Annotated in this window: 11 protein-coding genes and 1 other annotated feature; of the genes, 9 read left to right on the forward strand and 2 right to left on the reverse strand. The window is 35.4% G+C overall.

Annotated features, from left to right (window positions below; genetic code table 11):
* The first annotated feature begins 653 nt into the window (after nucleotides 1-653).
* From EKG35_RS19245 to EKG35_RS19280, 8 genes are all read left to right on the forward strand, one after another.
* Nucleotides 654-1,631, forward strand: a complete 978-nt coding sequence (locus tag EKG35_RS19245; protein WP_126296160.1) for a PstS family phosphate ABC transporter substrate-binding protein — start codon at nucleotides 654-656, stop codon at nucleotides 1,629-1,631.
* A gap of 297 nt (nucleotides 1,632-1,928) precedes the next feature.
* A complete protein-coding gene (gene pstC / locus EKG35_RS19250) occupies nucleotides 1,929-2,876 on the forward strand; it encodes a phosphate ABC transporter permease subunit PstC (protein ID WP_126296161.1) in 948 nt (315 codons plus the stop codon).
* Between the two features lies 1 nt (nucleotide 2,877).
* Nucleotides 2,878-3,756, forward strand: coding sequence for a phosphate ABC transporter permease PstA (pstA, locus tag EKG35_RS19255; RefSeq protein WP_126296162.1), 879 nt, complete (start codon nucleotides 2,878-2,880; stop codon nucleotides 3,754-3,756).
* Between the two features lie 52 nt (nucleotides 3,757-3,808).
* Nucleotides 3,809-4,615: a phosphate ABC transporter ATP-binding protein PstB gene (gene pstB, locus EKG35_RS19260; protein ID WP_221766342.1), complete on the forward strand. Its 807-nt coding sequence runs from the start codon at nucleotides 3,809-3,811 to the stop codon at nucleotides 4,613-4,615.
* Nucleotides 4,616-4,631: 16 nt separating this feature from the next.
* The gene (phoU, locus tag EKG35_RS19265; RefSeq protein WP_126296164.1) at nucleotides 4,632-5,291 is read left to right on the forward strand and encodes a phosphate signaling complex protein PhoU; all 660 of its coding nucleotides are present in this window, start codon (nucleotides 4,632-4,634) and stop codon (nucleotides 5,289-5,291) included.
* A gap of 179 nt (nucleotides 5,292-5,470) precedes the next feature.
* Nucleotides 5,471-5,726 (forward strand) — a binding site (T-box leader).
* A 233-nt stretch (nucleotides 5,727-5,959) separates the two neighbouring features.
* Complete coding sequence (trpE, locus tag EKG35_RS19270) at nucleotides 5,960-7,348, forward strand: anthranilate synthase component I (RefSeq protein WP_126296165.1); 1,389 nt, start codon at nucleotides 5,960-5,962, stop codon at nucleotides 7,346-7,348.
* Nucleotides 7,345-7,932, forward strand: coding sequence for an aminodeoxychorismate/anthranilate synthase component II (locus EKG35_RS19275; RefSeq protein WP_126296166.1), 588 nt, complete (start codon nucleotides 7,345-7,347; stop codon nucleotides 7,930-7,932). The genes trpE and EKG35_RS19275 overlap by 4 nt, the downstream gene beginning before the upstream one ends.
* Before the next feature lie 10 nt (nucleotides 7,933-7,942).
* Nucleotides 7,943-8,305: a DUF5071 domain-containing protein gene (locus EKG35_RS19280; RefSeq protein WP_185807828.1), complete on the forward strand. Its 363-nt coding sequence runs from the start codon at nucleotides 7,943-7,945 to the stop codon at nucleotides 8,303-8,305.
* A 133-nt stretch (nucleotides 8,306-8,438) separates the two neighbouring features.
* Here the strand turns inward: EKG35_RS19280 and EKG35_RS19285 are convergent, their stop codons facing one another.
* Both EKG35_RS19285 and EKG35_RS19290 read right to left on the reverse strand, forming a co-directional pair.
* A complete protein-coding gene (locus EKG35_RS19285) occupies nucleotides 8,439-8,909 on the reverse strand; it encodes a glutathione peroxidase (RefSeq protein WP_126296168.1) in 471 nt (156 codons plus the stop codon).
* Between the two features lie 18 nt (nucleotides 8,910-8,927).
* Nucleotides 8,928-10,142 carry an MFS transporter gene (locus EKG35_RS19290; protein ID WP_126296169.1) on the reverse strand — a complete coding sequence of 405 codons (1,215 nt, stop codon included), beginning with the start codon at nucleotides 10,140-10,142 and terminating at the stop codon, nucleotides 8,928-8,930.
* 135 nt (nucleotides 10,143-10,277) lie between these two features.
* Between EKG35_RS19290 and EKG35_RS19295 the strand changes: the two genes are divergently transcribed.
* Nucleotides 10,278-11,216, forward strand: a complete 939-nt coding sequence (locus EKG35_RS19295) for a LysR family transcriptional regulator (RefSeq protein ID WP_126296170.1) — start codon at nucleotides 10,278-10,280, stop codon at nucleotides 11,214-11,216.
* Nucleotides 11,217-11,357 lie beyond the last annotated feature (141 nt).

An 11,357-nucleotide genomic window follows, 5' to 3' on the forward strand; every position in this document is an offset into this window, starting at 1 on the left:
AACACTTTAAAGCGAAAATTTTATTAAATAATTTATCTAAGAAAATTGGGATTCATTTAGGATAATCGGGGTGCCGTGTAATATCACTTCACCCCAACATTTGACATAGAACCATATTTAGTAGCACCAGTCAAATTATTTTAAAATGCTTATCAGAAAGTAAACTCTGTTTCGAAAACGAAAGGCTAAGCATCAGGTATGGTCAATTTGACAGAAAATACCGATCGAGCTAAGTTAAGAATAAAATTGTCACCTAAAGGAGTTACTAGGTTGGCATGTACTTTTGGAGGGCAAGTAGATGCCATGGGTACAAAGTAGTGTGAAGAACTTTGTAAATATGTGATGAATTTTGAGGAGTTTGTTTAGAAAATAGATTTTCTGAACAACTTCTCTATTTTCTTTTTAATATATTCTTAAAACTATAACTCCTGCAGTAATTAAATTTTGAAGTTCAAATTATTCTTGTCACAAAAGAGTTGTTCAAAGTTTAAGGGGACGATCTAATTCTATACAATCTATAATTCTCATCCATTTACAATAGAAAACAACTATTTACAATCTCTTTACAATTCGTTTATATGACGTCAACAAACTACTATTATAGTTTTACATGTAAGACAAACTTACTATGAAAGTGATGGAGGAAATAAGAGATGAAAAAGTGGAAGTACTTAACTATGACAGCGGCTCTAGGCTCAGCTTTACTATTAGGAGCTTGTGGTTCAGAAACAGAGACAGAGACAGAACAAGGCACAACAACTGGTAGCGAAGCAAATGAGCCAGCAGATACTGGCGAAGCACAATTAACTGGTTCCGTTTCAGGTGATGGTTCATCAACTGTAGCACCTATCACAGAAGCTCTTGTTGAGGAATACGGAGCTGTTCAATCAGGAGTACAAGTATCAGTTGGTGTATCAGGTACAGGCGGTGGTTTCGAGAAATTTATCGCTGGAGAAACTGACTTCTCAAATGCTTCACGTCCAATTAAAGAAGAAGAAAAAGCTAAATTAGAAGAAGCTGGAATTGATTATACAGAATTTCAAGTTGCATTCGACGGTTTAACAGTAGTTGTTAACCCAGAAAATGACTGGGCTACTGAATTAACAGTAGATCAATTAAAACAAATTTGGATTGAAGATGGCAGCACTAAAAAATGGTCTGATATCGACCCATCTTGGCCAGATGAAGAAATCGTATTCTACTCACCAGGTACTGACTCAGGTACTTACGATTACTTCGATGAAGTTATTTTAGAAGGCGAAGCATTAGTTAAATCTGCAACATTATCAGAAGATGACAATGTGTTAGTTCAAGGTGTTGCTGCTGATAAAAATGCTATTGGTTTCTTCGGTTATGCATACTACTTAGAAAACCAAGATAAATTAACTGCTGTATCAGTAGACGGTGTTGCCCCAACTAACGAAACTATTGAGTCTGGAGAGTATACTCCACTTTCTCGCCCATTATTCGTATATGCAAAAAATAGTGCGTTAAAAGAAAATGAAGCATTCTATGATTTCATGAAATACACATTAGAAAACGCAGGTGCAATGGCTGAAGCTGTTGGTTATGTAAAATTACCAGATGAAAAGTATCAAGAAGGTTTAACAACTTTAGAAGGATTAAAATAATTCATAACATCAAGTAGTTACATCAAGTAAATATATGTGTGGGGCCCATACCTCATAAAATTGGTGGGTGCTTCACACATTTTCTAAAATGTCTAGACTAAAGCGCTCGTCCCCTCGAGGTTGTTTCGGGATATCCATAGTGTGTCAATGTCAACTGTACACATTAAGATTCACCGAAAAACAAGGATGTGCTAATGCGGTATTGCCACAGGGAGTGGTACTATTGCCGTTCAGCGCTTAACGGGGCTAACCTAGCACTTTAGTCTTTTCTCACGTATATTGAAGGGAGTTTGTATTATGGCTTCTCATGGTTTAGAGAAGGGTCAATCAGTACAACAATTGATTGCACAATCTCGCAATAAAAAAGGAAAAAAAATTATAGAAAAATCTATGCCGATATTGTTAATTATTACTGCTTTAATTTCAGTTTTCACAACAATTGGCATTGTTTTCACGCTAATTTTTGAAACGTTTGAATTTTTTCAGAGGGTATCAATTACCGATTACATTTTCGGAACCGAATGGATGCCTTTCTCAGGTAATGAACCAACATATGGTATTTTACCTTTAGTACTAGGTACATTAAAAGTTTCGGTAATCGCAGCACTTGTTGCAGTACCATTAGGGATTGCTGCGGCAATTTACTTAAGTGAATATGCATCAGATAAAGCACGTCGTATCATTAAACCAATATTGGAAGTTTTAGCAGGTGTGCCAACAATCGTTTATGGATTTTTCGCTTTAACTTTCATTACACCAATATTACAACAATTGATACCGTCGCTGAAAATATTCAATGCACTGAGCCCAGGGATTGTAGTTGGTATTATGATTTTACCAATGGTTGCATCTTTATCAGAAGATGCGATGAGTTCAGTTCCGAATTCAATTCGTGAAGGGGCGTTAGCTTTAGGTGCGACAAAATTAGAAGTATCTTTAAAAGTCGTGTTGCCTGCAGCTTTATCAGGGATTATTTCATCTGTTGTTTTAGCAGTTTCACGTGCAATTGGTGAAACAATGATTGTATCCCTAGCTGGAGGAGCTACACCAAGATTTGACTTTAATGTAACTGATTCGATTCAAACGATGACTGCATATATCGTTCAAGTATCATCAGGAGATGCAGGTTACGGTACAACAATTTATTATTCTATTTATGCAGTAGGTTTTACATTATTTATTTTCACATTATTAATGAATCTATTAGCACAATACATTTCGAAGCGCTTCAGGGAGGAGTATTAAGATGAAATATATAAATAATACTGTAGTAATGAAGCGTATGAAGACAAGATTAAATCTAAATAAAATCTGGAAAATGATTTTCTTATTTGCAACATCATTGGCATTGCTTGCTTTAGTACTGTTATTAATTCGTATCATTTCACAAGGTACTGGCTATTTAAACTGGGACTTCTTAAATAATTTTGGTTCCCGTTTCCCTGAAAAAGCAGGAATAAAAGCTGCATTAGTTGGTTCGTTCTATCTAATGCTTGTTATCGCTCCGGTATCCATGTTTATTGGTGTTGGAACTGCGATTTATTTAGAAGAATATGCAAAGAAAAATAAAATTACAGATTTTATTCAAATGAATATTTCGAATTTAGCAGGTGTACCATCGATAGCTTTTGGATTACTAGGGTTAACGATTTTCGTTCGTATGTTTGCACTAGGAAAAAGTATTTTAGCTGCTGGCTTTACGATGAGCTTATTAATTTTGCCAGTTATTATTGTTGCTGCTCAAGAAGCTATTCGTGCAGTCCCAAAAGAGCAAAGAGAAGCTTCTTATGGTATGGGTGCTACAAAATGGCAAACTATCACAAGAGTTGTATTACCGTCTGCAATACCAGGGATTTTAACAGGAAGTATTTTGGCTCTATCCCGTGCAGTAGGTGAAACAGCACCACTCGTTGTATTAGGTATTCCAGTAATATTACAATTCTTGCCTGATGGTTTGTTAAGTCAATTTACAACACTGCCATTGCAAATTTTTGATTGGGCGAAACGACCACAAGAAGAATTTCAGTATGTTGCAGCTGCAGGTATTATTGTACTGATGATTTTCCTTGTGATTATGAACTCTATTGCGATAACTATTCGCAATAAATTCCAAAAACGATATTAAGGGTGTGTAAAACGTGGTAGATCTAAAGACTAAAAATGAAAATGAAAAATTAATTATAAAATCTCCTTCACAAGTTGATCGTGAGGCTTCACCTTCAATAGAAAAAAGCACTGTATTCGAAACGAAAAATTTCGATCTATGGTATGGAGACCATCATGCATTAAAAGATATTAATTTAAGTATTAAAGAAAATGAGGTTTCTGCTATTATCGGACCTTCTGGATGTGGTAAATCTACTTACATTAAAGCATTAAATCGTATGGTAGAGCTTGTACCTTCTGCAAGAACAACAGGTGAAATTATTTATCGTGGACGCAATATTTTTGATGCATCATATGAGGTTGAAGAATTGCGTACACGTGTTGGGATGGTGTTCCAAAAACCAAATCCATTCCCAAAATCAATTTACGATAATATTGCATACGGTCCGAGAATTCATGGGATTAAAAATAAAAAAATCCTTGATGAGATTGTAGAAAAATCGTTACGTGGAGCAGCAATTTGGGATGAGGTAAAAGACCGTTTAAACCAAAATGCATACGGTTTATCTGGTGGTCAACAACAACGTATCTGTATAGCACGCTGTCTTGCAATCGAACCTGATGTTATTTTAATGGATGAACCAACATCTGCTCTAGATCCAATTTCTACTTTAAAAGTGGAAGAACTTGTTCAAGAGTTAAAAGATAATTATTCAATTGTAATTGTTACACATAACATGCAGCAAGCAGCTCGTATTTCTGATAAAACTGCCTTTTTCTTGAATGGTGAAGTTGTAGAATTTGATAATACGGATAAAATTTTCTCAACCCCAACTGACCAACGTACAGAAGATTATATATCTGGCCGCTTCGGATAAGAAGGGATGGAAGCATATGGGAATTCGTGACCGTTTTGATCATGAAATTGATGAACTGCAAAAAGATTTTCTTATTCTTTGTGATTGTAGTATCCAAAATCTAGAAGACTCATTTGCTGCATTAATTGAAAAAGATATCGAAAAGGCGCAAGAAATTATTAATCGAGATGTCGAAATAAATCGTATGGAAGAATCCATTAATGATCGTGTTATAAAGCTAATGACTAGACAACAGCCGGTTGCTACTGATTTGCGTCGGCTTGTTGTACTATTAAAGGCTGCAGCAGATATGGAACGTGTAGGAGATTACGCAGTAAATATCTCAAAGGAAACCATTCATATTGGAAAAGAACGATTTATTACTTCAGTTGAACTACTCGAAGATATGTTTTTTAAAACTACAACAATGTTAAGACAAATTGTAGAAGCTTTTCTAGAGGAAAATATAGCAAAGGCAAAAGAAGTTGCAGAGCTTGATGATCAAATAGATGAGATGTACGGTAGTATGATTACTCATTTAATGCGATTAAGCTCAGTTGTGCCTGAAAGCATTTCACAAATTACTTATTTATCCTTCGTAAGTCGACACATTGAACGCTGTGCAGACCATGCGACAAATATAGCAGAGTATCTTTTATATTTAAAAAAGGGTCAACGTTATGATTTAAATAATTAATTCAGTGATGAGATATGCTTTGGAGTAATTGAATATAATTTGAATAGACATTATGTTAATTAGTTAGCCTTTGTCACATATATGTGGCGAAGGCTAGCTTTTTAAATAGATTATAAATAAGTTTTTTGCGAAATTGTTTGAATAGCAGAAAAATTTATAATAAAATGATTGTAATCGAATACGAAGCGATGATGAAAAAGAGTAGTATTATGAAGTGGCAAAGAGAACTGGCGGTTGGTGTAAGCTAGTGCATGACATAATATGAATGGGTTTTCTAGCTCTAGTATTGAAAGATTAGTAGGTACTAGCGTTTGTTTACGTTACAACAGTTGAGTGGACTAAATCGTATGTTCTTATGTTAGCTAACAACAGAAGAGCAATTGTATTTTGAGATTTAGTCAATGAAGGTGGCACCACGGCTTTTCCGTCCTTTTGTGATGGAAGGCCTTTTTTATATTTCTAGATTACGCTATCAAAGTCCCTCGAAGTGGATTTGCGTCCAATGGAATGCTGGAAGTCTTATCGATTCGGGTATTACTTTTAGGGCTTAAATAATGTGAGTTATGTCGAGAGTACGAAGCGGTATTTTCAACGATGAGCAGTTATGGGGGGGGGTTAGCGTATTCTTAGGTGCATAGAAGAGTTGAGATGAGAAGGAGAGAGTTGAGATGACTGTTGAAGTGAAAAAATTCGTCATTCATGAGTTGCAAGGAGACATGATGACCCCAATATCTATTTTTGGGAGTTTAAAAGGGAAACATAAGGTACTATTTGAATCGTCCGCAAAACACGAAGAAAGTGGTAGATACTCATTTATTGCGGTAAATCCAATTGCAGAGTTAAAAGGGGACAATAATCAATTCTACTATCAGTATGAGAATAGTGAGCTCAAATTTGAACAAGGTTCTGTATTAAAAAAATTACGTGATATGATACAGATTCAAAATGGGCAATACCCATTTTCGTTTTTTGGAGGAGCAATAGGTTATTTTGGTTATGATACAGCTTTTTACAATGAAAAAATAGGAGATTCATTGCAAGATGAACTAAATATGCCAGATGTGCATGTTTATTTTTATGATACGTTTATTGTATTTGACCATCTACTACAAAAAGTATTTATAGCAGCAATTGATTTATTTCAAACAGGCCGTACTGAAGATGAAATGAAAAATGCAGTTAGCAAACTTGAGAAGGAAATAAAAACGGGCATAACCTTTACAGAGGATCAGCCAATTTCTATACAATTTGAACCATCAATAGAGAAAGAACAGTTTATCCAAATGGTTGAAAGGGCAAAGCAGCACATTGAAAGAGGAGATATTTTTCAAGTAGTACTGTCACAGCGCTTTAAAGCGAATTTTACTGGTAATCCATTTGCGCTGTATAGAAAATTGCGTACTTCAAATCCATCACCATATATGTTTTATGTTGAATTTGATGATTACACAATTTTAGGAACTTCTCCGGAGAGCTTAGTGAAGGTTAAAGATCGAATGGTTACAACAAATCCTATTGCAGGAACAAAGCCTCGAGGCAATTCCATAGAAGAGGATTTACAGCTTGAAGCGCAGCTTTTAAAAGATGAAAAAGAAGTGGCAGAACATCGTATGCTTGTAGATCTAGGACGAAATGATATCGGTCGCGTGAGTAAAATAGGGTCTGTAAATGTAAGCAAATACATGATAATCGAGCGATATAAGCATGTAATGCATATTGTTTCAGAAGTAATCGGTGAATTGCGTGAAGATGTTCATGTAATTGATGTGCTAACTTCTTGCTTACCTGCAGGAACTGTGTCAGGTGCACCAAAAATACGTGCGATGCAAATTATTAATGATCTCGAACAATCAAAACGTGGAGTTTATGCCGGCGCAATCGGCTATATTTCTATCAATGGCAATATGGACCTTGCCTTAGCAATACGGACAATGATTGTAAAAGATTCGAAAGCGTATGTTCAAGCTGGTGCTGGAATTGTTTATGATTCCGTTGCACAATCAGAATATGAAGAAACGCTAAATAAAGCAAAAGCACTATTGGAGGTACAAAGATGATTTTACTTATCGATAATTACGATTCATTCACATACAATTTATATCAACAAATTTCAGGTTTAGGAAAAGAAGTTAGTGTAGTAAGAAATGATGCATTAACAATTCATGATATACGCAATTTAAATCCTGAAGCTATTGTTCTTTCACCTGGGCCGGGCACCCCTTCTGAAGCGGGTATTACGGTGTCTGTAGTTAAAGAATTATATAAAGAATTTCCGATTCTTGGAATTTGCTTGGGCCATCAATCGATTGGCGAAGCATTTGGAGGCAAAATTGTCCGTGCGGAAAACATCATGCATGGTAAACTTTCAAACTTGGACTATAAACAAAAAAGTTTATTTAAACATTTGAATGAGGATCTTTCAGTAATGCGTTATCATTCACTTGTAATAGATCCTTTAACATTGCATGAGGATTTAGAAGTTATCGCAACTTCAAGTGATGATGGGGAAATTATGGCTGTTCAGCATAAACAGTATCCAACTTATGGGTTGCAATTTCACCCTGAATCAATTGGTACGAAAACTGGTACGAAAATGATTGAAACATTTTTAGATGAAATATATCTTACGAAAGCAGTTTGAGGAGAAACATATGATCGAGGCTGAAAAAATATTGAATCATTTAACATTAACAAGCGACAACGCTGAACCTCATCTTTTACAGCTTTTTCAATTGTTAAAGGATGGAAAAATTTCATTAACAAATCAAATTGCTGAAGTAATGCTTCGATTCCCAACAGAAATAACACCATTCCTTTTTGATGTTTTTGGAAATCTTGAAGAGTCTGTGGATTTAAAGGCAGCATGTTTACAGCTCTTAGTTCCTAACGTGCCGTTCTTTGTGAAAATAGCGTTGGAAGATGAACTACAGCGCATCGCAAACAATCCTACAGAGGAAGAAAAGGGCATTAACCTAGATAAAAAAGCGCATGAAGTTTTGAATGGTTTTATTTAAAGCAAGGGAAAATGCTCAGTACTGATGAAACATAGCTTATACAAATTTATTGTTTAATGATTATTTATTAAAAAAACCCCAATTGTTAGGCTTTGTATCTAACAATTGGGGTACATTACTTATTGCGTCTTTTTTATAGATATTTTTGAATTTCATCTTCAAATTTAAAAGGCTTGTCGGCGGGGGCAAACCGTTTAACTGCGTTTCCATCTCTGTCTACTAAAAACTTCGTAAAGTTCCATTTCACTTTTTTCCCGAATAGACCCTTTGTTTCTTCTGTTAAGTAATTGAATAAAGGGTGGGCATTTTCTCCATTTACTTTGATGATTTCATGCATTGGGAAAGTAACACCGTAAGTGAGTCGACAAGCTTCAGCTGCTTCAACGCCAGAACTTAACTCTTGTTTAAATTGATCTGAAGGAAAACCAAGAATAACAAGTCCTTGCTCTTTATACTTTTTATAGAGCTTCTCTAATTCATCAAATTGGTTTGTAAAACCGCATTTTGAAGCAGTATTTACAATTAGGAGCACTTTCCCTTCATAACGCTTTAAGGAATAGCTCTCACCATTTTCTGTAAGTACATCAAAGTCATAAACTTTCATCTAATCCCTCTTTTCCAACTAATATTGTAAGTGGTTTTCGAGTGTTTCAGTTTTCCGATTTAATACTATAAGTGTAACAGCTAGTGTAAAGGAAGTAATCAAAAAAGCACTAATAAAAGCGATTACACCGTTCCAACCCCAGCTTGACCAGAAAAAACCAGCAGTTGTACCGCCGACACTAGAGCCAAAATAGTAGGCAAATAAGTAGAGGGAGGAGGCTTGCGCTTTATCTTTTTTAGCGCGGAAGCTTACCCATCCGCTTGCAATTGAATGTGAACCGAAAAAACCGAATGTAAAAATTACTATGCCGATAATCTTAATAAATAGGTTTACTGGTAAAGTGAGCAAAGCACCTGTAAACATAATGCAGATGCCGGTAAGCAGTACCTTTTGTCGACCAAATTTATCTGAAAGACTACCGAACCAAGTAGAGCTGAATGTTCCTACTAAATAGACGATAAAGATCCAACCAACTACACCAGGACTTAAATTATACGGTGAACCTAATAGCTTATAGCCGATATAATTGTAGAGTGCGACAAATCCTCCCATAAGTGTAAAAGCTACACCAAATAAACAAATTAAACCTGGATCCTTTAAATGGAAAAATAGCGATTTCGTTAATGCTTTAAGATTAAGCTGTCTTGCTATGAAATTTTTTGATGAAGGCAATGCCCAAACAAAGTAAGCACTAACTGCCAAACTTAGTAATCCGATCGTGATCATGCCAACTTGCCAGCCAAAAAAATCTGTCATTGTTCCCATAATAATTCGACCAGCTAGACCTCCAACAGAGTTGCCGCTAATGTAAAGCCCCATCGCTACACCTAAACTAGAGGGCTCGACTTCTTCACCTAAATATGCCATTGCAATTGCTGGAACGCCGGCAAATACAAACCCTTGGGCAATACGCAACAATAATAGCATTTCAAAGGATGGAGAAAAGGCAAGTGCAACGGTTAAAATGGATGCTGCAAAAATAGAAAACGTCATTAACCGTTTTCGGCCCCATGCCTCGGATAAGGAACCAAACAATATTAGACTAATAGACAAAGCTACTGTTGATAAAGAAAGCGAAAGACTCGCGACTGCGGGGGATACATTATACTGTTCGGAAAACTGTGGGAATAATGGCTGTGTTATATAAAGATTAGCAAATGTAATAAACCCGGCTGCAAATAAAGCAAGGTTAGCTAATTTAAATTGCTTCGTACCTCTTTGTAAATAGCTCATGATGATTTCGCCTCTTTAAATTTTTACATCTTTTTGAACTTCATTAGTAACTTTATTATAATAAAAAGACCTATATAATGATAATTCATTGTTTTTATCTGTCTTATAAATAAAAGTAATAAGGGAGAACGTTAAATGGATTTTAATTCATTGCAATATTTTAAGGTAGTAGCAAAGTATGAGAATATGTCACGTGCTGCTGAAGAATTGCATATAACACAACCTGCATTAAGCAAATCGATTTCATTATTAGAGCAGTCTCTTGGTGTCGATTTATTTGATCGGCAAGGACGTGCTATAAAATTAAACAGATATGGTAAATTTTTTTTAGAGAGAGCAGATTTTATTTTAAAAGAATATGAACGTGCAAGGGAAGATCTTGCAAATTTAGTGTCTCCGGGTCATGGTGAAGTGTCAATTGGCTTTATGCATACATTGGGGCTTGAAGTAATTCCATCCCTCATGACAAATGTCAAGAAAGTATACCCACATATGAAGTTTCAACTAACTCAAAGCAATTCTAGCTCCATTTTAAAAAAACTCGAACTGGGGGAGCTAGATTTATGTTTAATCTCCTCATTAGATACTAATGGTGACGTTATTTGGGAAAAGCTTTGGGATGACAAATTATTTTTAATTGTGCCAGAAGGCCATCCATTAAGTAAGAGAAAAAATGCAAAGGTAGTAGACTTTGCAAATGATCCATTTATTTCAATTAAAAAAGGCAATTCATTACGTAAAACTGTAGATGAATTGTTTAAAAGAGAAGGATTTAAATTGAATGTTGCATTTGAGGGGGAAGAGGTTCATACAGTTGCAGGGTTGGTTGAAAGTGGTTTAGGGGTTTCTTTAATACCACATATTAAAGGACTTGATCAATATAAAGTTCATATTATTAATGTTGATGGGGAGGATTGTAAGCGGGAAATAGGTTTAGCTTATTTAGAAAATCGATTCAAAAGCGCAGCGACGGAACAATTTGCGAATTTTATTCGAAGTTATTTTAGTGAAGGGTACGACCGACAAGATATTTTGCGACTGAATCATCACCTTAACCCTTTTAATGCTAAATAAATAAAAGGACTGTTCAGATATTTGAACTGCTCCCCGTCAAGTAGACAGTATAAATAATAAAAAGATTTTAAGCGGCTTGAGCTCGGAATTCTAAAGGGCTTAAGCCGTTTAATTTTTTTGTGTAACGATAATGATTATAAA

Origin of the sequence: Lysinibacillus telephonicus (assembly GCF_003966145.1) — a bacterium.
GTDB classification, from domain to species: Bacteria; Bacillota; Bacilli; order Bacillales_A; family Planococcaceae; genus Ureibacillus; species Ureibacillus telephonicus.

Excerpts from the sequence above, each read along its gene's own strand:
- EKG35_RS19245 (WP_126296160.1), top strand. The coding sequence starts at position 654 with ATGAAAAAGTGGAAGTACTTAACTATGACAGCGGCTCTAGGCTCAGCT.
- pstC (WP_126296161.1), top strand. The coding sequence starts at position 1,929 with ATGGCTTCTCATGGTTTAGAGAAGGGTCAATCAGTACAACAATTGATT.
- pstA (WP_126296162.1), top strand. The coding sequence starts at position 2,878 with ATGAAATATATAAATAATACTGTAGTAATGAAGCGTATGAAGACAAGA.
- phoU (WP_126296164.1), top strand. The coding sequence starts at position 4,632 with ATGGGAATTCGTGACCGTTTTGATCATGAAATTGATGAACTGCAAAAA.
- trpE (WP_126296165.1), top strand. The coding sequence starts at position 5,960 with ATGACTGTTGAAGTGAAAAAATTCGTCATTCATGAGTTGCAAGGAGAC.
- EKG35_RS19275 (WP_126296166.1), top strand. The coding sequence starts at position 7,345 with ATGATTTTACTTATCGATAATTACGATTCATTCACATACAATTTATAT.
- EKG35_RS19280 (WP_185807828.1), top strand. The coding sequence starts at position 7,943 with ATGATCGAGGCTGAAAAAATATTGAATCATTTAACATTAACAAGCGAC.
- EKG35_RS19285 (WP_126296168.1), bottom strand. The coding sequence starts at position 8,909 with ATGAAAGTTTATGACTTTGATGTACTTACAGAAAATGGTGAGAGCTAT.
- EKG35_RS19290 (WP_126296169.1), bottom strand. The coding sequence starts at position 10,142 with ATGAGCTATTTACAAAGAGGTACGAAGCAATTTAAATTAGCTAACCTT.
- EKG35_RS19295 (WP_126296170.1), top strand. The coding sequence starts at position 10,278 with ATGGATTTTAATTCATTGCAATATTTTAAGGTAGTAGCAAAGTATGAG.